This window comes from Streptomyces sp. a15 (genome assembly GCF_059026085.1).
Genome location: NZ_JBWLKM010000022.1, coordinates 43159 through 64682, shown reverse-complemented (window position 1 = coordinate 64682; position 21524 = coordinate 43159). Strand labels below are relative to the sequence as shown.

The 21524-nt window shown below is 68.9% G+C and carries 23 protein-coding genes; 22 read left to right on the top strand and 1 reads right to left on the bottom strand.

From position 1 onward, the window contains the following. The first annotated feature begins 41 nt into the window (after positions 1-41). The 4 genes from AC5P09_RS23260 (at position 42) to cutA (ending at position 2646) form a co-directional block, all read left to right on the top strand. The gene (locus AC5P09_RS23260) at positions 42-1046 is read left to right on the top strand and encodes an SMODS domain-containing nucleotidyltransferase (RefSeq protein ID WP_386310419.1); all 1005 of its coding nucleotides are present in this window, start codon (positions 42-44) and stop codon (positions 1044-1046) included. Continuing rightward, on the top strand, positions 1031-1576 hold the full coding sequence (locus AC5P09_RS23255; protein ID WP_382681695.1) for a hypothetical protein: 546 nt from the start codon (positions 1031-1033) through the stop codon (positions 1574-1576). Before AC5P09_RS23260 ends, AC5P09_RS23255 begins: the two co-directional genes overlap by 16 nt. Further along, positions 1573-2097, top strand: coding sequence for a hypothetical protein (locus tag AC5P09_RS23250; protein WP_386310421.1), 525 nt, complete (start codon positions 1573-1575; stop codon positions 2095-2097). The genes AC5P09_RS23255 and AC5P09_RS23250 overlap by 4 nt, the downstream gene beginning before the upstream one ends. 222 nt (positions 2098-2319) lie before the next feature. Then, positions 2320-2646: a divalent-cation tolerance protein CutA gene (gene cutA, locus AC5P09_RS23245; protein ID WP_386310422.1), complete on the top strand. Its 327-nt coding sequence runs from the start codon at positions 2320-2322 to the stop codon at positions 2644-2646. A 51-nt stretch (positions 2647-2697) separates the two neighbouring features. Here the strand turns inward: cutA and AC5P09_RS23240 are convergent, their stop codons facing one another. Continuing rightward, on the bottom strand, positions 2698-3945 hold the full coding sequence (locus tag AC5P09_RS23240) for a helix-turn-helix domain-containing protein (protein ID WP_493875717.1): 1248 nt from the start codon (positions 3943-3945) through the stop codon (positions 2698-2700). Positions 3946-4076: 131 nt separating this feature from the next. Here AC5P09_RS23240 and AC5P09_RS23235 point away from each other — a divergent pair, with 131 nt between their 5' ends. The 18 genes from AC5P09_RS23235 to AC5P09_RS23150 all read left to right on the top strand — a co-directional run bounded on the left by AC5P09_RS23235 (position 4077) and on the right by AC5P09_RS23150 (position 21475). Next, positions 4077-4595 (top strand): ATP-binding protein, encoded by a 519-nt coding sequence (locus AC5P09_RS23235; protein WP_478533269.1) that lies wholly within the window; start codon positions 4077-4079, stop codon positions 4593-4595. Between the two features lie 191 nt (positions 4596-4786). Then, positions 4787-5161 carry a hypothetical protein gene (locus AC5P09_RS23230; protein ID WP_493875716.1) on the top strand — a complete coding sequence of 125 codons (375 nt, stop codon included), beginning with the start codon at positions 4787-4789 and terminating at the stop codon, positions 5159-5161. Positions 5162-5291: 130 nt separating this feature from the next. Further along, a complete protein-coding gene (locus AC5P09_RS23225; RefSeq protein WP_493875715.1) occupies positions 5292-5546 on the top strand; it encodes a hypothetical protein in 255 nt (84 codons plus the stop codon). A 94-nt stretch (positions 5547-5640) separates the two neighbouring features. Then, on the top strand, positions 5641-6123 hold the full coding sequence (locus AC5P09_RS23220) for a DUF6082 family protein (protein ID WP_156207608.1): 483 nt from the start codon (positions 5641-5643) through the stop codon (positions 6121-6123). A gap of 31 nt (positions 6124-6154) precedes the next feature. After that, the gene (locus AC5P09_RS23215) at positions 6155-6847 is read left to right on the top strand and encodes an HAD family hydrolase (RefSeq protein WP_493875714.1); all 693 of its coding nucleotides are present in this window, start codon (positions 6155-6157) and stop codon (positions 6845-6847) included. Then, positions 6844-8691 carry a hypothetical protein gene (locus AC5P09_RS23210; RefSeq protein WP_493875713.1) on the top strand — a complete coding sequence of 616 codons (1848 nt, stop codon included), beginning with the start codon at positions 6844-6846 and terminating at the stop codon, positions 8689-8691. Before AC5P09_RS23215 ends, AC5P09_RS23210 begins: the two co-directional genes overlap by 4 nt. Continuing rightward, positions 8688-9638 carry a thymidylate synthase gene (locus AC5P09_RS23205; protein ID WP_493875712.1) on the top strand — a complete coding sequence of 317 codons (951 nt, stop codon included), beginning with the start codon at positions 8688-8690 and terminating at the stop codon, positions 9636-9638. Before AC5P09_RS23210 ends, AC5P09_RS23205 begins: the two co-directional genes overlap by 4 nt. Positions 9639-9646: 8 nt before the next feature. Continuing rightward, positions 9647-11365, top strand: a complete 1719-nt coding sequence (locus AC5P09_RS23200) for a carbamoyltransferase family protein (RefSeq protein ID WP_493875711.1) — start codon at positions 9647-9649, stop codon at positions 11363-11365. Continuing rightward, positions 11362-12414 (top strand): glycosyltransferase family protein, encoded by a 1053-nt coding sequence (locus AC5P09_RS23195; protein WP_493875710.1) that lies wholly within the window; start codon positions 11362-11364, stop codon positions 12412-12414. Before AC5P09_RS23200 ends, AC5P09_RS23195 begins: the two co-directional genes overlap by 4 nt. A 96-nt stretch (positions 12415-12510) precedes the next feature. Then, positions 12511-13020 (top strand): P-loop NTPase family protein, encoded by a 510-nt coding sequence (locus AC5P09_RS23190; protein WP_493875709.1) that lies wholly within the window; start codon positions 12511-12513, stop codon positions 13018-13020. A 31-nt stretch (positions 13021-13051) separates the two neighbouring features. Further along, on the top strand, positions 13052-13903 hold the full coding sequence (locus AC5P09_RS23185; protein WP_493875708.1) for a class I SAM-dependent methyltransferase: 852 nt from the start codon (positions 13052-13054) through the stop codon (positions 13901-13903). Beyond that, complete coding sequence (locus AC5P09_RS23180; protein WP_493875707.1) at positions 13900-14658, top strand: phosphotransferase; 759 nt, start codon at positions 13900-13902, stop codon at positions 14656-14658. Before AC5P09_RS23185 ends, AC5P09_RS23180 begins: the two co-directional genes overlap by 4 nt. Beyond that, positions 14655-15311: a histidine phosphatase family protein gene (locus AC5P09_RS23175; protein WP_493875706.1), complete on the top strand. Its 657-nt coding sequence runs from the start codon at positions 14655-14657 to the stop codon at positions 15309-15311. Before AC5P09_RS23180 ends, AC5P09_RS23175 begins: the two co-directional genes overlap by 4 nt. Continuing rightward, on the top strand, positions 15308-16144 hold the full coding sequence (locus AC5P09_RS23170; protein ID WP_493875705.1) for an aminoglycoside phosphotransferase/kinase family protein: 837 nt from the start codon (positions 15308-15310) through the stop codon (positions 16142-16144). Before AC5P09_RS23175 ends, AC5P09_RS23170 begins: the two co-directional genes overlap by 4 nt. Positions 16145-16179: 35 nt before the next feature. Continuing rightward, positions 16180-17178, top strand: coding sequence for an NAD-dependent epimerase/dehydratase family protein (locus tag AC5P09_RS23165; RefSeq protein ID WP_493875704.1), 999 nt, complete (start codon positions 16180-16182; stop codon positions 17176-17178). 31 nt (positions 17179-17209) lie between these two features. Continuing rightward, positions 17210-18331, top strand: coding sequence for an adenosylhomocysteinase (locus tag AC5P09_RS23160; protein ID WP_493875703.1), 1122 nt, complete (start codon positions 17210-17212; stop codon positions 18329-18331). Continuing rightward, entirely contained in the window at positions 18328-18825 is a 498-nt protein-coding gene (locus AC5P09_RS23155) for an NUDIX domain-containing protein (RefSeq protein WP_493875702.1), read from the top strand. Before AC5P09_RS23160 ends, AC5P09_RS23155 begins: the two co-directional genes overlap by 4 nt. A 148-nt stretch (positions 18826-18973) precedes the next feature. Continuing rightward, a complete protein-coding gene (locus AC5P09_RS23150) occupies positions 18974-21475 on the top strand; it encodes an AAA family ATPase (RefSeq protein WP_493875701.1) in 2502 nt (833 codons plus the stop codon). Positions 21476-21524 lie beyond the last annotated feature (49 nt).

Genomic DNA, 21524 nt, shown 5'->3' with positions numbered 1-21524 from the left:
CCACGATCTACCCGGCCGGCAGAAACGAGCGCGACAGCACGATGAACGACAGCACCAAGGGCGCCTTCGATGCCTTCGACGAGGAGCTCAACCTCGATGGCCGCGAGCGCAAAAGCGCCCAGAAGCGGCACAACGAGATCACCGAACACCTGGTGAACGCCGGCCTGGCCATCGCCACCTTCCTGCAGGGCAGCTTCGCCCGCAAGACGATGCTCAAGCCGCTCAAGGACGTCGACATGGTCATCCGGATGCACCCGCGCCTGGAGAAGACCCTGCGTCAGCCCGGCGGCCCCGCCCAGGCGATGAGCCTCATCCGCGAGGTCATCGCCGAGAAGTACCCCGACGCCCTCTTCGACGTGGATGACGCCCCTGCCCACGCCCTCCAGGTCACCTTCGCCGAGCTGGACTTCACCTTCGACCTGGTCCCCGCGCTCGACGTTGAAGACAGCGAGATCGTCTACATCGCTGACAGGGAGAACGACACCTGGGAGTGGTCCAACACCCGGACGCTCAACCGGATCATCAGCACCCGCAACCAGGCCACCGGCGGACGGTTCGTCCACCAGGTCCGCATGCTGAAGTCGTTCAAGAAGGGCAACCCCGTCCTCGACGACACCTGCGGGCTGCTGTGGGAGGCCTTCGCCTACGCGGCCGTCACCGGCCCGCTTGAGCACTCCCAGGCCCTCGCCACCACCCTGGCTCACGCCGCCCAGGCGGTCACCCACCCGGTGCTCGACCCGACCGGTGTTGACGATCTCACCGCCGGGTGGACGATCGACGAGCGCGATACGTACGCCACCACGCTGGCCGCCACCGCCCGACGGGCGGCCGAGGCGCGACGTCTGGAAGAGGACGGACAGCACGCTGCGGCCATCGAGATCTGGCACACCTTGATCGGAGACCCGTTCCCACAGGCCAAGTCCCAGAACGCTACCGACGCGCTGCGCGCACTGGCTGCCGGCAGCATCACCTCCACCGGACGCGCCGTCGTCTCCCCGCACGGGCAGCAGCCCGCGCGACCGGCCCGGTCATGGCGTACCCGCTGAAGGCGGTGCTCGCCGACCCAGGCGCAGCCGCCGACCACCTGCTCCACGCCGATACCGTCTACGGCGTGGAGCAGGCGGCTGGCCGCGTCGGTCCGGGCGGAGCCGCGCTCCTCGAACTCACCTTGCGCCCGCTGCCCGCCCTGGAACGCGAGAACTACCCCACCGAACGTGTCCGCCTCGTCATCCGACCCGACTACACCGTGCACGCCTTCCCGCTCGACTCGGCCGACCGTGCCTTCAAGCATCGCAACCCGCCGCCGCTGAGGGACTTGTGCCTGCAGTACCCCAGCGATGACGCGGCCCTGCGCTGGATCCCCGAGGACGGCCTGGAAGCGCTGATCACTCTCGTTCACCGACATCTGCTTTACGAAGAGGCTTGGCGCCGCTCCGGCACCTGGCCGGCAGAAGACGCACCACATGGCCAACCCGCCCACGGCACCCACCCGCTGCGTACCGCCGAGACACAACAGGAGGCTCGCCGATGGGCCCGGCACCCTTCACCGCACCAGAAACGGCATCCACATCTGTGATCACGATCCTCGCGCTCGTCCTAGGCTCCTCCGTCGTCGCGGGAGCCCTCGGACACATCCTCACCGGCCTGCGCGCTGGAGCGACCGTCCGCCGAGACCGCTACGCCGCCGCGGTGAAGGTTCTGGTCGCACGTATCGAGTACCCCTACCGGATACGCCGCCGCACCAGCGACGATCCCGAGGTCCTGAGCTCGCTCGCAATCACCGGACACGACCTCCAGGAGACCCTCGCAGAGAGCCGCGCCTGGATCGCGACGGAGAGCACGGTACTCAGTGAGGTATTCGACAACTGCCTCACCAACCTCGACGCTGCCTTCAAGCAGGCCTGTAGCGATGCCTGGAACGCCACACCTGTCACCGCCGCCGCCGAGATGAACCTGGGTGGCTTCGGGGTGGGGAACCAGCAGCACATCGTGACCACGATGGAGCGCGCCCTTGGCTACCGCTTCGGGCTCCGACGCCTGATCCCTGCGTTCGTACTTCGGCGCCTTTTCAGGCGACTTCAGCTACTCCGGGCCTGATGCGCGATCCGGTTCCCTACGGCTCGCTGGTTTCGCACGAGCGCTGATGAAGGATGACTGGCTTGCGTTCCCGTAAGCGATCGATCCCGACACATTGAACAACTGATCGTCCGAGCGGTCTGCCGGGCAACGAATCGCCAAGCCCTGCCGGTAACTACCTCCCGCCCGCCTTCATCGGACTAGTGGATAGGGTCGCGGTACCCGAGCTGGAGAGGTAGCCGCATGGACCCCGAGATCGTGATCGCGCAGACGACCAGTGACGACGAGGAGCAGGCGAAGTCCCTCGCCAGAGGCGCTGTTGAGAGCAAACTGGCGGCGGGCGTCCACATCGATGCGCCCATCACCGCCTTCTACTGGTGGCAGGGGAAGGTCGAGGCGGCTCAGGAGTGGCGGATCTCCTACATGACGTCGTCGGATCGTCTCCCCGCGCTGGAGGCATGGCTGCACGAGAGGCACCCGTACGACGTCCCCCAGTGGGTCACGCTGCCTGTGACCGGAGGGTCGGAGGCGTACCTGTCCTGGGTCGTCGACGAGACGCGCCCGGGGTAAAGGTCTCCACTACAACGCCTTGCTCTCGCCGAGCCCGTGCGCTTCGACGCTTCACAGCGTCGCGAACGTCAGCAGGTGGCTGGCCAGGTCATGCTCAGTGTCGGGGAGCCCGGCGGCGATGGCCTGAGCCCGCTGCCGGCCCATGGTGTTGGGCTTCGACTCCGCCGCTGCGGCGAACTGGTGCGCTACGTAGGCCCCACGGTCTATGTCGCCGCCGCGTAGAAGGGCGGACGCCAGGTCACCCAGGACGACCACGCCGGACTCGGGTAGTTCGCCGCCGAGGCGCTCGACTGCGGAGTCGGCCGTGGCGGTCAGCTCCTGACGCTTGAGTTCGCCGTAGACCGAGAGGGTTAACGAGTCCATGCGGTATGGCGTCACGAAGCGGACCCACGCCTGCTCGCTCATATGGTCGGCGAAGTCATAAGCAAACTTGGCCTGGTCGAGAGCACGAAGGGCGCCAGCGTCATCGCCTGACTGGGCGGCTTCCTCCGCGTACCGGCCCAGAGCCCACGCTGCGGCGGTTGCGTTGCCACGTCCGCGTACGTCCTGAGCTGCCTGCGAAAGCATCTCCAGCGCCTTCGCTGGACTGGGGGCACCGTAGCTCGCGTAGCCCAGAGCGAGAGCGCGCAGCGGAGGGTGTCCAGCCCTTTTCGCGCACTCCGAGGTCACTCCGTAATAGGAAGTGGCCTTGTCCTGCTCGCCGAGGTCCCAGGCGACCCACCCAGCAAGAGCGGCAGTCTCCCCGGCCGCGATGATCAGGGCTCGCTCATGGGCTCCGGCGCGGGGAAGGGCTGCGGTGATCGCGTCCAAGTGCGCCTCGACGCGGGACTGCAGGCTGAGCGCACTCTCGTTCAGCTCGTCCACGTGCAACGTGGCCGCATGATCAATAAGCACCCCCGCGGACTCAGGGTCGATCTTGGAACCTTTGCTGAGTGCGTAGGCCAGCCGGCCCCACGGCTCGGCAGCCGCAGCCGCACCGACGACTGCGCCTCCCAGCAGCGTTCGGCGTTTCACGTCGTCCAGGTCCTCCGCCTCGGCCTTGTTCTTCTCTCGCCGCCTGGCGCGGGCGGCTTTCGCCTCGCGCAGCAGCGGCTCCAGCGGGACGCCACAGGCCAAAGCGATGTTCCCCAGGGTGTGGTCCGTCGGAACGTTCGCACCGTTCTCGTACCGGTTCACCTCCCGGCGGGTCACCGTTGCCCGGCCGGAGGCGGCGTTGATCGCACCGGCCTGCTCGTCCTGCGTCCGATTCGCGTTACGCCGCAGGTGACGGAGCAACTCGGCAAATGGGTCCACCGCCATGAGTCTGACCCCTATCCGTGGGAGAAAGCCAATACTCCCCTCAACTCCCCCCTGGTTTTCCCCCCTTGACAAAGATTTCCCCCCTCCGGTTTCCCCTGTCCCGGATCGCGCAGCCACGGTGCGATGTGCTCATGACCACGCACCGGACAGCAACGCCGCCCCGACCTCGGGGCGACGACGGTGGCGCCCACGCCGTCGGCGCCTCGACCGCTCGGTGTCCGTTGGCCTCTCACGTCTTCGAGATGGCCATGGAGCCGGTAGATGTGCACGTCGCTCAAGCGCGACGAACGACGGCCACCGTGTTGAAGCACTGGTCGTTGCCGGAGACGCCGGCAGAGGACGCCCGGCTCGTCGTCTCGGAGTTGGTGTCCAACGCGATCATTCACGGTTCCGGGGACGTCCGACTGCGACTGCGACACGACGAGCACGAGCTTCGAATCCGAGTCACCGACGACAGCACGGCACCGGCGAGGCGGCGACGTGCGAGTGCCGCCGGCCTCGGCGGTCGAGGGCTGCACCTCGTCGCCTGCTTGTCGCTTCGGTGGGGCGTCGCGGACGGCGGCCGGACGACGTACGCGGTCATCCCCACTCTCACGGAGGCACCCCCATGTCGCCGCACAACGCAGTCAAGCACGGAGCCGACGTGTTGAGCCTCGTCGCCTTTGATCGGGGGCGAGAGAAGCACACGGGCGGTGGGGCGCCGACCGCTGGCCGTGACCACCCCAGCTGGCCTCGCACCTCTGCCCAGGTGAAGCGCCGGTCCCGAGCTGGCCAACTCCGAGGCTTGCGCCAGCACTTCTACCGTCAGACCGTCGGCGCGCAGGCCGATCAGCCGCTGCGCGTGCTGGCGTACAGCCTGGTACCGAGTCCGAGGGCCCGACCTGACGAGGACTGGGGGACGCTACAGGCTGAGGCCGACCAGCTCGGTTACGCGATCACCGCCCGGCTCCACGATGTGGCGGTCCCGGTGACCACGACGTACCTCCCGGCATCCAGTGCGAGCCAGGGCGTCTACACGCCGCCTTGGGATCGACCTGGTTGGCGGGAAGCCGAGCGACAGCTCCGAGAGGGCTTGGCCGACGGCGTGCTCGTCCTCGACCGGCACAACATCAGCTCCGATGACGACGAGTACCACGCCGTGATCAAACACCTGGGCGAGCACTGCCGGGCGTTTCTCCACCTCGTGATCTCCGAGGAGCCCGTCGCGCCGACTTGAAGGCGTCCGCTGCGCTGGATGGACAGGAAGGGCTGGGGCTGGCGGCAGATCAGCGCCCAGATCGCCCTGATCGTCACCGTGAGCGTCGTGCTCGTCTTCACCTTCAAATACACCTGACCGAGGGCTGACCATGACTTTCGAGGGACACATCGATCGTGCGCCGCGCCTCCTGCCGTACCGCGAGCAGGGCGAAGCGCTCCTCGCCATCAGGGAGGCCGCCCCTTCGGCACCCAGCGAAGAGGGGATCGACCTCTTCGCCGTGCCCGCTGGTGAGGTTCAGGGGCGTGGCTTCGACCTCTCGCGCTTTCACCGGCTCGCGCGCCTGCCGGCCGTGCCGGACGGATTGACCTCGCCTTCGGCTGACGGCCCGCCGGACGCGGCCTGACTCTCCTCAAGCGAGCACGACGGCGACCACCACTGCCCCGGATGCCGCCGCCGGTTGCCGCACCGCCCCATCCATCCCCGAGTAAAGGTCGCAGATGAACCGTCCCGTTCTCGCTCTGGCCACCACCATCGCCCTCGCGTCCGCGGTGCACATCGCCCAACGTCGCCAGCAGCACCGCCAGTCCCTGGAGTTGGCAGTGCACCAGGCCCACGGCCGCATGCTCGAAGTCGCCACCACACACCCGGACTTGGACCCGATCTGGGTGCGCAACCACCCCGATCACGTCAAGGACGACGAATCGGGTCCGCTCCTGATGTGCCAGTGGTGGCTTGAGTTCTGGCGCACCGGCCTCAATCTCAGGGTGTTCACCCCCGCCGTCCTGCGGCAGAACGCGCGGAACTTCATGCAGGACCCGACGGCCCTCAAGGCGTGGGCCTTGACCCGCCACGGGCGTGCTCTGCAGTCCCGAGGGCGATGGGACCGCTTGCACGTGGCGCTGCTCGACGCGGCGTTCGAGGAGGCCGGCGGTCCGGCCCAGTACCCCGAGTTGGAACTTGCCCCGGCTTCGGCCCTCTGAGGCACGACGACACCCTGACGAGAGGATGATCATGACCGTTCCCGCTTGCGGATCGCCACCCGCCCCGGCCGCGCCGAGCGACCACGGGTCGCGCGCTCTTCTCCTCGACCTCGACGGGGTCCTCCTCGACACGCGTCCCGTGATGCGGAGGGCGTGGCAGAGGGTCCAGGAGGTCCATGGCGTCGCGCTCCCGTTCCGTGACTACGAGCGCCACCTGGGTCGCGAGTTCGGGGACATCATGGAGCGCCTGGGCGTGACCGATGCCGAGGCGGTCCGTAGGACGTACGAGGCGGAGTCCGTGGCCACCGCGCACCTCGCGGAGGAGTTCGTCGGCATCGTCGAGACGCTCCACGCCTTCGTGGCCGCCGACTGGCGGCTGGGCGTCGTGACGTCCAAGCACGTCGACCGGGCGGCCCCGCTCCTCGCGCGCCTCGGGTGTCCCTTCGCGACCATCCGCACGCCCGCCGGCGCGGGCCGAACGAAGCCGGCCCCGGACCCGCTCCTCCTGGCACTGGTCGACCTGGGAGTCGACCCCGCCTCTGCCGTCTACGTGGGTGACATGGCGGTCGACCAGGAGTCGGCCGCACGCGCCGGCGTCCCTTATGTGCACGCTGGGTGGGGCTACGGGCAGCCGACGGCTCCCGCCCCGGAGACGGTCTCGTCCCCCAGGGAACTACTGAGCCTCCTCCCCGCCAAGCAGCTCGTCGAGGGGAGCACGGTGTGAGCCCCCGCACCACTGGTGGCCTCGGCCTGGTCCGCTCCTCCAACGTCGGGAAGCCGACGTGGACTCTCGTCGGAACCGGCGCCCTGGCGCACGCGCGAACCGACCACATCCACACGACGGAGCTTGATGCGACGGCCGTCGACAAGCAGTTACTGCGCTCCGGCGTCGAAGACGTCGTGGAGGCCGTCGACCGCTACAGCGCCAAGTGGGCTGCCACCCCGGGCGGAGCCGACTGGCTCCACGTTCAGCACGTCCCCGTGCGACGCTTCGTCGCCGAGATCGTGCGCAAGCTCCTGGCCCTGAACTGCTGGGTACCGTTCGCCTCCGCCCCAGGGCCCCTGATCCTGGCCCCCTACGAAGGTCTCGTGGGACTGCGTTCGAGCAGCTCGCGGGAGTACCTGGCCTACACCGTGACATGGTCCGGCGTCGCGTACGTGCTCGGTGCTGCGGCACCGCACAACCCGACCCGCTCCGCCCAGCTCCGAAACCGCGCCCGGACGAGTACGGCGAACACGGAGCCGAGTCCGCTCCCCTCGGATCTCGGACGGCAGGACGTTCTGGCGCTGTCGTGGACCTCCCGCCATGCCGCCACGCTGCCCCCCGTTCTCGCCGAGCTGGCGCGGGGCGGGCAGAGGAGCCTCCTGCTCGACCTCGCCACTGATGCCGCCGAGCGATGCAGCTCGGGACCGGCAATGGGTTTCGAGCTGCGAGCGGCTCCGAGCGACCTCTTCACCGTCTCCGGCACCGCCGAGGGCCTCCACCGCCCCGACGACGAGCACGTCGTCCAAGTGGAAGGCCACGGCATCCAACTTGCCCGGCTCGTAGAGCTCTTGTCCGTTCTCTTGGAGACCAGCGGGGGCTGCACCCAACCGTCGTGGCGGACGGTGGTGCGGGCGGAGAGCTGGCTCGACGACATCCTGTCGACCACCCGGCCGCACACCGTCCTGCTGAGCAACGACACCAGCCCACTGGGCGTGCTGGCCGCGCACGCCGCCGAGCGGCACGGAGCGAACTCGGTGCACGTCCAGCACGGGGCGTGGACGCCGGAATCGGTCGCCTGGCCGGCCCTGCACAGCCGCGACATCATCGTCATGGGCGAGCGGGACCTTGCCCTGGGCCGAGAGTGGGCGCGCCACCCCGAGGCCGAGGTGCACGTCCTCGGGCAGCCCCGCTTCGACGTCCTCACCAGCCTGAGCCGCCAGACACAACGGCGGTACCTGGAGAACCTGCTCGCTCCGGGGGGCCGACGCGCGCCGACCCGGATCGCGGTGTGGGCCTGCCAGCCCTTCAACCCCGATCACCTCAAGTCCCACGCGGACCTCCTCCTGGACGGGCTCGCCGAGGCGGACGGCGACTGGGGGCTCGTCATCGCTCCACACCCGGCGCAGGGAGCCGACGCCTTCACCGCTCTGGTGAAGCGGGACGCCGGGCCGCCCATCGCGGTGGTCGATCCCCGAGTCGGAGCCCGAGGCTGCGTCGCTGGCGCGGACATCCTGGCGAGCGCGTACTCGACGTGCGGGATCGAAGCCGCGCTGCTCGGCATCCCGGTCCTCGAAATCGGCCCGCCGGGCGAACGCACCCTGGGCCTGACCAGTCACGGACTGGCGACCCGGTGCGAGGCCGCCGGTGAGGTCGCCGAAGCACTCTCCGGCTTGCGCGCGGGCCCTGCGCCGATCCCGCGGGCGGCCTTGGACGCGGTCTGCCGGTGGCGCGGCGACAGCGCCACTCGGATCGCCCGGCTCATCACCGACCGCGCCACCTCCGGCCCGAGGGCCGACGACTCCACCCACCACCATCCGGGCGCCACTGCGTCGCCCAAGGACGAAGGAGCATCCGTCCGATGACATCCCTCACGGCCGACAGCATCGCCGAGCTGTTCTCCGGCGCCGTCACGCTGGCGAAGTCCGGCGAGAAGATCAGCCCCCGGGGCATGGCCACCCACGAAGTCCGCGATGTGCACCTGCTGCTCACCCAGCCGCGTGCCCGCCTGCTCTACGCCCCGCCCGCCCGCATCGTGAATCCGGCGTTCGCCGTCGCCGAGACGGTCTGGCACCTGTCCGGCTCCGACGCCCCGTGGATCTTCGACTACAACAACCGGCTGCGGCAGTTCGCCGACGAAGGCGTCCTCCTGGGGGCGTACGGCCCCAGGATGCGGAACTGGGCCGGCAAGGTCGACCAGCTCGCCCGCGTCGTCGAGATCCTCCAAGCCGACCCCGACTCCCGGCGAGCCCTGATCCAGCTCTACGACCCGGCCCAGGACGCCGCAGGGCACAAGGACGTGCCGTGCACCCTTGGGTTCCGGTTTCACCTGCGCGCCGGCCGCCTGCACATGGCGACCATGATGCGCGGCCAGGACGTATGGATCGGCATGCCGTACGACGTGTTCTTCTACACCGTGCTGCACGAGCTGGTCGCCGGATGGCTCGACGCCGAACTCGGGGAGTTTCACCTGCACATCGGCTCGCTGCACATCTACGACGAGCACATCGAGCAGGCCGACATGCTCACCTCGCTCCCGGCGAGCGAGATCATGCCCGACCTGCGAACACCCTGGAACGGCTTCGGCGGCCTGCTCGACCAGGTCGAGGCCCGTGACGTGACCGGCCACCCCGGCTGGGACGCGATGGCCGAGACGCTGCGCAGCTACCGGCTGTGGAAGGACGGCAAGCGCGGGCAGGCGTGGCGGGCGGCCGACACGATCGACGGGCCCCTCGGCCAAGCCCTCACCGCCTGGTACGGAGAGCTGGAGCGGCGCTCGACCAATCGCGCCGCGACGGCAGGGGCAAGGTGACCGCCGCCATGAAGCGCACCCCCTCCGTCGTCCTCGGCCTGTGCTCGTACACCCACGACTCCTCGGCCGCTCTTCTCGTCGACGGTGAACTCGTCGGCTTCGTCGAGGAGGAACGCCTCTCCGAGCAGAAGCACACCAAGCTCTACCCGGCTCGCGCCGTGGGCTGGCTCCTCGACCAGGCCAAGCTGAGCGCCAGCGACGTGGACGCCGTCGCTTACAACTTCCAGCCCGTCCGCTACCTCGCCGAGTCGCCCGTCGCCCTGCGCATGGCGCTCTCGTCGGCCACGCGCGGCCGCAGCCTGGCTCGCGCCCACGGGTTCGCCAAGGTCGCCCTGCGCACCCGGCGGCGGCTGCGCGTCCTCGGCAGCCAGTTCCCCTCGGCCCGCGTCACATCGGTCCTGCACCACCGAGCCCACCAGCTCACGGCCTACGCCGCCTCCGGCTGGGACGAAGCGGCCGTACTCGTCGTCGACAGCCTCGGCGAGCGGCAGACCACCACGATCGCTCACGGCCACGGCGTTCAGCACCCCCGCGTCCACACCCTGGAAGCGATTAACGACCCGGCCTCCCTCGGCTACGTGTACGGCGCCGTCACCGAGCACTTGGGCTGGCGGCGGGGCGACGAGGAAGGCACCGTCATGGCGCTGGCCGCCCTCGGCGACCCAGCCCGCTTCCGGCACCTGTTCACCACGGCCGTCCGCACGACGGCCACGGGGTTTCGCATCCACCCCGGCTACTTCCCGACGCGCACCCTCACCTCGGGATACCCGAGAACATCCCGGCGGTTCGTCGCCGAGACCTGCCCCGAGCGGCACCCGAGCGAGCCGCTCACCGACGTCCACCGAGACCTGGCGGCTGCCCTTCAGGAGCGGACCGAGCAGGTGATGGTTCACCTTGCCCGCCGCGCCCGTGTGCTCACCGGCTCCCGGCGCCTGTGCGTGGGCGGCGGCGTCGCAACGAACTGCGTGAGCATCGGGAAGATCATCGAAGCCAGCATCTTCGACGAGGTGTTCGTCCCGCCGGCACCGGGCGACGCCGGAACCGCGATCGGGGCCGCGCTCGCCGTCCACGTCGACGCGCGCACGCCTCGCCCGGTCGCCGGCATCGCCCGCCACTGTTACCTGGGCCCCTCCTACGAGGACCAGCCCCTCGACCTGACCCCCTGGCCCGGCCTCCACCAGAAGACCCTCGGCATCGAGACCGCCGAGTTCCTCGCCGACCAGCTCGCCCACGGCGTGATCGCCGGACTCTTCCAGGGAGGGGTCGAAGCCGGGCCGCGTGCCCTGGGTAACCGCTCGATCCTCGCCTCCCCGCTGGAGCCCGGCGTCGTCGAGCGGCTCAACGCCACCGTGAAGTTCCGCGAACCGTTCCGGCCCTTCGCCCCCATGGTCCCGGCCGAGCGCGCAGCCGAGTTCTTCACCCTCGGCCAGCCGGCCCCGTACATGTCCATGGCCTCCGGGGTGACGGACCTGACGCACGAGCGGGTGCCGGCCATCGTGCACGCCAACGGCACCTCCCGCCTGCAGACCGTCACCCGGTCGCAGAACCCGTTCATGCACGCGGTGCTGACCGCCTTCGGCCGCCGAACCGGCATCCCCGTGCTGATCAACACCTCCCTCAACGTGAAGGGCAAGCCGATCTGCGGGACACCCGAGATGGCCCTGGACTGCCTGGCCAACTCCGGCCTCGACGCCCTGCTCCTCGAAGGGCGGTGGATCACCAAATGAAGATCGGATACAGCTTCTGGGGCTTCCTCGGCAACGGCGTCACCGACACCCCCGACGGAGGCCGCAGCCACCGCCGCCCCTTCATCGACGCCCTCCTTGCCCGCGGTCACGAGATCGTCTTCCTCCAGCCCGACCGTGACCGCCTCGAAGCCGATGACGACCTCGGCGGCGCGTACACCTTCGACGACGGCCTGCCCGGCATCGACGCTCTGTTTCTGGAGTGGCGCTGGGCGATCCCCGGCCGTAACACCACCGTGTGCGGCAGCGAGGGGCACACCTGCGACCTCCACCGGCAGGCCCAGCTCATCAACCACTACACGGCCCGGCACCGGACGCCCACCGTCATCTGGGACAAGGACCGCACCCTGCGCGCCGAGAGCGTGTGGCGCCGTACAGCCCACACCCGCGTCTGCGAGGCCGCGCTCGCGCCAACCCCCGGAGCGCACTCGCTGCTCTTCCCCGTCGCAGAGGACCTCCTCGCCCAGGCCGATGCCCTCGCCCTGGAGGCGCGGCCCCGGGACCTCGCGCTCGGCTACGTGGGCAACCAGTACGACCGCGACGAGTCCTTCGACCGCTTCTTCGCCCCGGCAGCCGCCCGCGTCGAGCACCTGGTCGCAGGGAAGTGGACCGAGACCGGCCGCTGGCCGCACGTCCGGTTCGCGGGCCGGATCCCGTTCGAGGACGCCGCTGGCGTCTACGGCCGGTCCCTGGCCACGGTGCTCATGCTGCCCGAGCGGTACGCCGCCGTCGGGCAGATGACCCAGCGCATCTTCGAGGCCGTGCTCGCCGGCTGCCTGCCGCTGGCCCCGGGGGACATCCGCTTCGCCGACCGGTTCGTCCCGAAGGAGCTGGTCGTGCGCTCCGGCAGCGACGTGCTCGAACGCCTCTCCTACCTGCGCGAGATCGCCGGCACCGAGCAGCACGCCGCCCTGATCGCCGCGTGCGTGGACCGGCTGCGTCTCTTCGGCCTGTGCAAGCAGGTCAACACCCTGGAGTCCGTCCTGCACAGCCTCGTCCAGGCCACCGCGACGGAGCGGGGGGTTGCCTGATGCAGACCGCTCGATCGACCACGGCGCGCGGATCCTCCGGGCGCGTCCCGGAGGATGGGCTCGCCGGACACCCGAACCTCTCTACGCTGGAGCACCATGAAGAAGGTCGCCATCGTCGGCTGCGGAGGCAGCGGCAAATCCCACGTGGCCCGCGAACTGGGCAGGATCCTCGACGCCCCGGTGACACACCTGGACGCCGCGTTCTACGACGACGAGTGGAACGCGTTGCCGATGGACAAGTTCACCGACGTCCAGCGCGAGCTGGTCGCGCAGCCGCGGTGGGTGATCGACGGCAACTACAACTCGACGCTGCAGGTACGGCTCGAAGCCTGCGACACGGTGGTCCTGATGGACGTGTCGACCGTGGCGGCGCTGTACGGGATCTTCTCCCGGCAGATCAGGCACGGGGCCGGGCACAAGGGCAACGGAGTACACAACCGCATCCACTGGGGCGTGATCAAGTACGTCGCCAGGTACCGGCGCAAGATGCGGCCCCGCGTGATGGCGAAGATCGAGGAGTTCGGCTCCGGCACCGACGTGGTGCTGCTGGCCAACCGGCGTCAGACGCGCCGCTGGCTGCGGAAGGTCGCCGCCGAGCAGTCCTGACCGGCCCGCGCCCCCGGCCAGGGGGTGCGGCATGAACGAGCCCAATCCGTTCCTGGACCCCGCCCGACAGTCGGAGCTGTACGGACACGCCTCTCGGCTGGCCGGGCGCACCAGCGCTCTGATGCGCGCCAAGACCGCCGGCCACCCGGTGCCCGAGACGATCGTCAGCCTGGTGCAGACCCATCACGCCCGGCCCGACCGGCTCGGCGTGGTGCTCGACATCGGCTGCGGTCGTGGCACGAGCAGCCGCGTCATCGCCGAGCAGCTCCGGCCCGAGCGCCTCGTGGGGCTGGACGCCGCCCCCTCCCTGCTCGCCCAGGCCCGTGAGCGCGCCAAGGACCTGCCCGACAGCACGGTGGACTTCGTCGAAGGCGACTTCCACGACCTCCCTCTGCCCGACGGGTCGAGCGACATCGTCGTCGCGGCGTTCTGCCTTTACCACTCGCCGCGCCCCCAGGACGTCGTCGGACAGATCGCCAGGGTCCTCGCCCCCGGTGGTGTGGCCGTGCTCGTCACCAAGGGCCTCGACAGCTACCGGGAGATGGACCAGCTGGTCGCCGCCGCCGGCCTCGATCTGCGTGCCGCCCAGCACGAGAGCCTCTACACCGCAGCCCACAGCGGCAACCTCGCCGACGTGGCCGCCTCCTCGCTCGACGTGATCGCCGTCCTGGACGAGGAGCACGTCTTCACCTTCGACGGCCACGACCACACGGCGCAGTACCTGGCCACCAACCCCAAGTACGACCTGGCGCCCGGCCTGTACGGCAACCCCGGTGCCCTGGCGGCGACCCTGCACGAGTTCCTTCCCGACCAGCCGCTGACCACCCGGTCCCGGATCACCTTCGTCGTCGCCCAGCCGAAGGAGGGAGGAGAGCCGGCATGAGCCCCGCCTCGTTCACCAAGCACTACGCGGAACCGGAGCGCGCGGCGGGGGCGGTGTGCCACTACCGGTGGCTCACCGCGCACGCCAAGCCGCTGCGGCAGCCGGCCCTCCACACTGCCGGACCGCGGTTCCTGACGTTCGAACGGATCGAGGGCCGCCCCGTACGTCCCGAGGACCTCCCGCGCGTGGCGGAACTGCTCGGCCACGCCCACGGTGCCGCCTGGGCCAGCGACCTGCACTCCGCGTCGCTGGACACCCCGCACCACTTCGAGGACGGCACGCAGTTCGACGACTACCTCGGTCCCCGGGAGGTCGCTCTACGGCGACGCCACGAGCAGGGCTACCTGCCCAACAAGACGGCCCTGCACGCGATGCTCGGCCTGCTGCAGGCGACCGCCGAGGGCCCGTGCGCCTTCTACAAGGACAGCAACCCGCGGAACTTCATCATCACCGCACAAGACATCGTCGCCGTCGACACCGACGACCTGTCCCTCGCCCCGCTGGGCTACGACCTCGCCAAGCTCGTCGCGACGCTCCACCTGACCTACGGGCCGCTCACGGACCAAGCCGTCACTACCGCCCTGCTCGCGTACAACTCGGCAGCCCGACGCTACGACGCCCGGCTGGGCACGACGGACCGGGCTCAGCTCGACAGCTTCCTGGGCCTGCACGCCGTGCTCACCGCCCCGTACGTCGGCCGCAACGGCTACCACTACAGCCTGCCCCTCCGTTTCACGCACCGAGGAGCCTCATGATCACCACCGAACTCGTCTTCGTCCGGCACGGCCAGGCCCAGTGCAACGCCGACGGCCTGGTCGGGGGCCCGCGCACCTGCACCGGCCTGACCGACCTCGGGTGCGCCCAAGCCGAACAGGCCGCACGCCGCCTGGCCACCGAGCACCTGAAGAAGCCCTTCGACGTCATCTACACCGGCCCGCGGATCCGCCTCGTCCAGACCGGCGAGATCATCGCCCAGACGCTCCAGATCCCCGTGCTCCACGACGAGCGACTCGACGGCCCGGTCCACGGCGACGCCGACGGCCAGCCCTGGGACGCGGTGAAGACGGCCGCCGACGGCGGGCCGCACGCCCACCCCGACACGCCCTGGGCCAACGGCTCCGACACCTGGAACGGGTTCCTGAAGCGCGCCAGCAGGAACCTGAGCCAGCTCATCGAGGAGAACCACGGCAAGCGCGTCGTCTTCGCCGCCCACGGGGAGACGGTGATCACCGCACACACCCTGCTGCTCGGCATCCCGATCGGCTCGCCCGCCGGATTCACCCACAACCACGCCTCGATCACCCGCTGGCAGCACCACCGCAACCGCCTGGGCCAGACCCGCTGGATGCTCGACCGGCACAACGACACCGAGCACCTCAGCCTCCTCACGCCGGAGCCGACCCCGTGATCGCGACCTCGCGCGACCCCCGGATACAACTGGCGCACCTCCTCCTCGGCACAGTCGACATCGCTGCGGACCCCGCGCTCCCGCCCCGCGTCGTACGCCTGGTGGCCGGTGACGGGCGTCAGTACATCGCGAAGCAGCACGCGGAGCGAGACCGGTACGCCGGAGAACTCCACGCCTACGGGGCGTGGGTCACCCATCTGACCGGCCATGCACCGGTGTTGGTCGGCCGGGATGATGCCACCCGCACCCTGCTGCTCACCGCACTCGCAGGTGACCGGGCGGACGCCTTCGCTCCGGGCTCGCCGGAGGAGGAGCTGGCCCACCACGAGGCCGGGCACGTGCTGGGCAAGCTGCACCGAGCCACGGCTATGCCCCAGGGCGGTGCCGTCGGCGCCTCACTCGCCGAGCGGTTCCAGGGGTGGATCGACCGGGCCGTCCACGCCGATCTGCTCGACGCGGCCGAGGAGAACCTGCTGAAGCACCACGCGGTCATCCTGGGCACCAGCCACATGGACAGCGCGATCTGCCACCTCGACTACCAGCCGCGCAACTGGCTGCTCGGCGACACCTTCGGCATCTACGACTTCGAGCACATGCGACGCGACGCCAGGGTCCGCGACTTCGCCCGGCTCGAATTCCGACGCTGGCAGGCCGCCCCCCACCTCCGCACCGCCTTCTTCGACGGCTACGGACGCTCACCCAACGACCTCGAACGACGCCTCCTGGAGTCCTTCGGCGCCATCGAGGCGGCCACAGCCCTGGTCAAGGGCCACCAGGAGAACGACGCCGCGCTCAGCGCGCACGGCAGAACCGTCCTGTCGCGGCTCCCCTGACCAGCTCCTTAGACGACACCACTCTGGAGATCTCCGTGCCACAGCACGAGCAGCCCCCGACCAACGCTTCCCCCCGACGGGCCGTGGTGACCGGCTCCGCCGGATTCATCGGCTCCCACCTCGCCCACGCCCTCGTCCAGGCCGGCACCACCGTGATCGGCGTGGACCGCCGAGACCCGTCCACCGACCCGACGGCCGCCGCCAACCTCGCCGCGCTGCGGGGTCGCCCGGGATACCACCACGTCACGGCCGACCTCCTCCACTGCGCGATCGACCCGATCCTGATCGACGCCGACACCGTCTTCCACCTCGCCGGCATCCCCGGCGTACGGCCCTCGTGGGGACCGCAGTTCGGCGACTACCTCGCGTCCAACGTGCTGGCCACCCACCGCGTCCTCGAAGCCTCCACCCGGATCGGCGTATCCCGGCTAGTCGTAGCCTCCTCCTCCAGCGTCTACGGCCCGACCGACGGCGACGCGAGTCGCGAGACCGACCGCCCCAACCCCGCCTCCCCGTACGCCGTGACCAAGCTGGCCGAGGAGCAGCTCTGTCTCGCCTACGCCGAGCGCCCCGTCGGCCCCAGCGTGGTCGCCCTGCGGTACTTCACCGTCTACGGCCCCCGGCAGCGTGCCGACATGTTCACCCACCGCGCCCTGTACGCCGCCCTGACCGGACAACCCCTGCGCCTTTACGGAGACGGCCACCAGCGCCGCGACTTCACCTACATCGACGACGTGGTCGCCGCCACGATCGCCGCCGGCACCGTCCCGAACGCGCACGGCACCATCAACGTCGGCGGTGGCTCGAACGCGTCCCTGCTGGACGTGATCAACATCGCCAACAGCCTCACCGGCCGCGAGATCCAGCTCCACCAGGACCACGTGCGCAACGGGGACGTCCTCCTCACGCGTGCCGACCCCGGCCGTGCGGGAGAGGTCCTCGGCTGGCAGCCGCGCGTCGACCTCCACAGCGGATTGCGCGCCCACATGCAGGCGCTGGCCTCCCCGGTGCCGGACTACAGCCGTGCCGCCTAGGCGCACCAATCGGATCACGAGAGGAGTGCTCATGGAGACCCCCGAGCGAGCGCGGCTGGACGCCTTCTTCCGAAGGATCACCGCGCAGTTCCCCGCTGGCCAGGCGATCACGACGTTGGTCATCACGCACCTGCTCCAGGAACGACCTGCGTTCTTGCGCGCCATGACCGCGGTGTCCACGATCGGCGCTGTTCTCCCCAAGCCCCGGTCAATCCACCAGCCGACCCTCGACACCGTCCGCCGCACCCTGCCGGTCCACGACCTGAGCCGCGAGCGGTTCACCGACGAGACCCAGGCCCTGCACTACCTGGAGGACACGGCCGGCGGCCAGGACGTCGTCCTGGTCGACATCGGCGGCTATTTCGCAGCCAGCCTCGACACCCTCGTGGACAAGTTCTCCGGCCGCATCCTCGGCGTCGTCGAAGACACCGAGAACGGACACCAGCGGTACGCGGGCCTCGGCTCGCTCCCGTGCCCGGTCGTGTCCGTGGCCCGCTCACCGCTCAAGGACTGCGAGGACCACCTCGTCGGCCGGTCCATCGTGTTCTCTACCGACGCCCTCGTCCGCGCCCGCGGGGACATCCTCACGAGCCGCAGCGCCTGCGTCATCGGCTTCGGCAAGATCGGTCGCTCGATTGCGCAGACCCTGCGTGCCCAGGACCTGCGCGTCACCGTGTACGACAACGACGCGGTCAAGCGGGTACAGGCGCACGCCCTCGGCTTCCACACCAGCGCCTCCACCACCGAGGCCGTTCACGACGCGGATCTCGTCCTGTGTGCCACCGGCAATCTCGCCCTCCGGCACGAGGATTTCGCCGCCCTGCGCAACGGCGCGTACCTCGGATCGGTGACTTCCTCCGAGGACGAACTCGAACTGGGCAGCCTCGACGACCTCTACGAACGTCAGCCCGTCGGACCCCAGTTGACCCGGTACGAGGTCACCGGCCACTACTTCTACGTTCTCGCCGACGGCGGTGCCGTCAACTTCGTGCACGGCGCCGCCGTCGGCACCTACATCCACCTCGTCCAGGCCGAGATACTCGCCGCCACCGCCGCACTCAGCCACGCGCGGCTCCAGCCCGGACTGCACGAGATGCCGGCGGCCGACCGCGACACCATCGCCAGGACCTGGCTCCGCCACTTCGAAAGGTGACCTCGTTGCCACCCTCCACCGGACACGTCCGCACCGTCACCGAGGCGTACCTCGCCCGCCACCCGGACGAGCGCGCCTCCCTGACGATGCTCTTCGACGTACTCGCGGGCACGGACGATCCCACCAGCCGCAAGACCTTCCCCGCCCACGTGACCTGCAGCGCCATCGTCATCAACGGTGAACGGCACGTGCTCCACATCCTGCACAAGGCGTCCGGGAAACTTCTGGCGCCCGGCGGGCACAACGAACCGTCCGACCAGCGCCTGCGCGACGCCGCCCTGCGCGAACTGCACGAGGAGGCCGGCATCCCGCCGAGCGCCGTGGTCCCCCTCGTCGGCCACGAGGACATCCCCGACTGGCGAAGAGTCAGTGTTCCAACCTTGCAGTATTCGGGGGCGAGGTGCTCCGCCAGCTCATGCACAGGTACGTGGACGATGCCCCGCAACGCAGCCCGGTCATCCGTCGGCAACCGCCCGGAAACCGACGTCGTCTGAGCCGACAAGGAGGCACCAGCGGAACCACCGCCTCCCGCAGGTCGTCAGCCACAAGGTCAGCGGGCACTCAACAGTCCTGCTGTTTGGGTACGACTCACGGGCTTCGGTGTCAGAATGCGCAGATCAACACGTCACCCTAGGGGGGCCGATGAAACTGGACCGTGTCTACGTCCGGTTCTTCCGTTCGTTCAACTTCGACTACGAGCGCAAGGCCCACCGGGAGGCGAGCGCGTTGGAGTGGGAACGAACCAGCCTCGGCTGGTACCCGTTCGTACGATTGGACGTCGATCCTTATGTCACTGCAGTAGTCGGTGCCAATGAGTCGGGTAAGAGCCACCTGCTTGATGCAGTGAGCATGCTGTTGACCGAAGACCCCGTTGATCGTCGTGATTTCTGCCGCTACTCGGATTTGTACTCGGTGGAGCACGGGGAACGCCGCGTCTCAGATTTTGCCGGACGTTTCTCGGTAGAGACGGACGAAGACGTCGAGTTGATGGAGTCTCTGGGATACTCCGGAGACGATGCGCGCGAGTTGCACTACGTCCGTTCGGGCAGCGGAGCCTCCTTCGTCTTCACGGCGCGTAATACCGCCCGCCGTGATCTTACGACAGAAGAAGAGAAGGATCTTCGCGCTACGTTTCCGGACGTATTTCTGCTGGAGACGGAGGTCGCTTTGCCGGCGAGCATGCCGATCAGTCGGCTGGCCGGACAGACCATCGATGGTCACCCGGACCGCGCGGGTCGCCGTCGGCTTCTGGACTCCCTTCCCAAGTCCGACGTCGCTGACAACGAAGTGCCCGCCCTATGGTCCAGGATCTCCGGCTTCCTCACGCCGCCAGCAGTCGATCCCATCGTCGCCCAGGCTCGCGAGAAGGAGTTTGAGCTCGGACGCAGCCTCCTGATCGATGTCGCACGAATCGATCCCGCTGCGTTCCGTGATCTCGACGCCGCACTAACTGCCGAGCGCGAAGGAGAAGTCAACGCAATCATTCAGCGGATGAACGACGCCATCGCCAAACATCTTAACTTCCCGAAGTGGTGGGCACAGGACCGCGACTTTCGACTTCTTCTGTCGCCGCGAGAGCGGGAAGTCGCCTTCACGATTCGGGACCGCACCGAGACCGAGTACTCCTTCGCCGAACGCAGCCGGGGCCTGCGATACTTCCTCTCCTACTATGTTCAGCTTCGCGCCAACCAGCGCCCGAGCGGACGCGAGCAAATCCTGCTACTCGACGAACCAGACGCATACCTGTCCGGCGTCGGCCAGCAGGACCTCCTGCGCATCTTGGAAGAGTTCGCGAAGCCGGAAGACTCCTCACCCGGTGGACAGGTCATCTATGTGACGCACTCGCCCTATCTCATCAACCGCAATGCCGCGCACCGAATCCGTGTACTGGACAAGGGCAGCCACGACGAAGGCACACGCGTTGTCACCGACGCAAGTCGGAACCACTACGAGCCGCTGCGCTCCTCGCTGGGCCCCTTTGTTGCCGAAACAGCGTTCATCGGTGGCGCCAATCTGTTCGTGGAAGGGCTCGCCGACCAGGTCCTGCTTGCCGGGGTCTCCTCGCATCTGCGCGGCTGTGGCGCGGCTCCCAGCCAGACGCTCAACCTCAATGAGGTCACGATCGTGCCTGCTGGATCAGCAGGCGCCATTCCCTATTTGGTCTTCCTGGCCCGGGGACGGGACGAAATCAAACCACCGTGTGTGGTCTTGCTGGACAGCGACAAGTCCGGCAACGACGCGGCGTCGCGACTTCGCAAGAGCCCAGTCGGCCGGCGGTCCTTCATCAACGCCAATTTCATCCTTTCCGTCGGCTCATGGGCGAAAGACGCCAGCCTGGCTCTCGAACCTAGTGTGGTCGTCGAGGAGCCGGAAGACCTCATTGCGCCCGCGGTCGCCGCGGCAGCTGCCCGCCAATACGCCGAGCACGTGATCGGCCTCGAATGCGAGAACACAGCTAAGCTCACCCCGGGCACCATCAAGACGGCCATGGATGAGAAGCCGCACGTCTGGGACGCAACAGTCAAGGCGTTTTCCCTAGTCTTTCCCGGAGAGCACATCGAGAAGGTTGGCTTCGCACGTGAAGTCGTGTCGGTGCTGGATGCCGCGACCACGGATGACGGAGACAGCGTGCTCGTGGAGGCTGCCGAGGCCACTAGAGAGAACTTCAGGCAACTGCTGGGACATCTTGCCGACCTGCTGCACGACGCCAGGACCGTTGAGGACGACGCTCAGCAGCGAGACCGCGTCACCCGGCTCGTTCGGGGTTTCCTGCGCGATCACGCAGATGGTGTCATCCGAGATCGTGCCCGCATTCTCTTCCGTGAGATCGAGAAGGCACTTGAAGACACAGACGAAGGTGACGCTCGCCGGACGCGGCTCGCTGACATGCGGCGCCGGTACGACCTCGGCAGTGAGCCGTTGCAGCCCGTGCCGAACTACGACAACTTCAAAGAAGAGCTCGACGCCTTGCGATATCAGGAACGGCTGGCACATCAGGACCGGCCACGGGAACCGACGCCACCCACCGAACTGCCAGCCACCGAACCGGCCATGGCGGCAAGCACACCAACGACAGAGCCGCAGTTGACCTCAACGGAAGCACCTACGACGTCATCTGCAACGAACGGATCGACCGCAGGGTGACCGGAGCACAACAGTGAGAGACCATCTGCTGTGAGACGCAGGCAGTCGC

Bases quoted from the DNA above. Each gene is read 5' to 3' on its own strand.
- AC5P09_RS23240 (WP_493875717.1), bottom strand. From the start codon at position 3,945: ATGGCGGTGGACCCATTTGCCGAGTTGCTCCGTCACCTGCGGCGTAAC.
- AC5P09_RS23235 (WP_478533269.1), top strand. From the start codon at position 4,077: ATGACCACGCACCGGACAGCAACGCCGCCCCGACCTCGGGGCGACGAC.
- AC5P09_RS23205 (WP_493875712.1), top strand. From the start codon at position 8,688: ATGACATCCCTCACGGCCGACAGCATCGCCGAGCTGTTCTCCGGCGCC.
- AC5P09_RS23150 (WP_493875701.1), top strand. From the start codon at position 18,974: ATGAAACTGGACCGTGTCTACGTCCGGTTCTTCCGTTCGTTCAACTTC.
- cutA (WP_386310422.1), top strand. From the start codon at position 2,320: ATGGACCCCGAGATCGTGATCGCGCAGACGACCAGTGACGACGAGGAG.
- AC5P09_RS23180 (WP_493875707.1), top strand. From the start codon at position 13,900: ATGAGCCCCGCCTCGTTCACCAAGCACTACGCGGAACCGGAGCGCGCG.
- AC5P09_RS23185 (WP_493875708.1), top strand. From the start codon at position 13,052: ATGAACGAGCCCAATCCGTTCCTGGACCCCGCCCGACAGTCGGAGCTG.
- AC5P09_RS23255 (WP_382681695.1), top strand. From the start codon at position 1,031: ATGGCGTACCCGCTGAAGGCGGTGCTCGCCGACCCAGGCGCAGCCGCC.
- AC5P09_RS23215 (WP_493875714.1), top strand. From the start codon at position 6,155: ATGACCGTTCCCGCTTGCGGATCGCCACCCGCCCCGGCCGCGCCGAGC.
- AC5P09_RS23200 (WP_493875711.1), top strand. From the start codon at position 9,647: ATGAAGCGCACCCCCTCCGTCGTCCTCGGCCTGTGCTCGTACACCCAC.
- AC5P09_RS23175 (WP_493875706.1), top strand. From the start codon at position 14,655: ATGATCACCACCGAACTCGTCTTCGTCCGGCACGGCCAGGCCCAGTGC.
- AC5P09_RS23225 (WP_493875715.1), top strand. From the start codon at position 5,292: ATGACTTTCGAGGGACACATCGATCGTGCGCCGCGCCTCCTGCCGTAC.
- AC5P09_RS23195 (WP_493875710.1), top strand. From the start codon at position 11,362: ATGAAGATCGGATACAGCTTCTGGGGCTTCCTCGGCAACGGCGTCACC.
- AC5P09_RS23260 (WP_386310419.1), top strand. From the start codon at position 42: ATGAACGACAGCACCAAGGGCGCCTTCGATGCCTTCGACGAGGAGCTC.
- AC5P09_RS23160 (WP_493875703.1), top strand. From the start codon at position 17,210: ATGGAGACCCCCGAGCGAGCGCGGCTGGACGCCTTCTTCCGAAGGATC.
- AC5P09_RS23190 (WP_493875709.1), top strand. From the start codon at position 12,511: ATGAAGAAGGTCGCCATCGTCGGCTGCGGAGGCAGCGGCAAATCCCAC.
- AC5P09_RS23220 (WP_156207608.1), top strand. From the start codon at position 5,641: ATGAACCGTCCCGTTCTCGCTCTGGCCACCACCATCGCCCTCGCGTCC.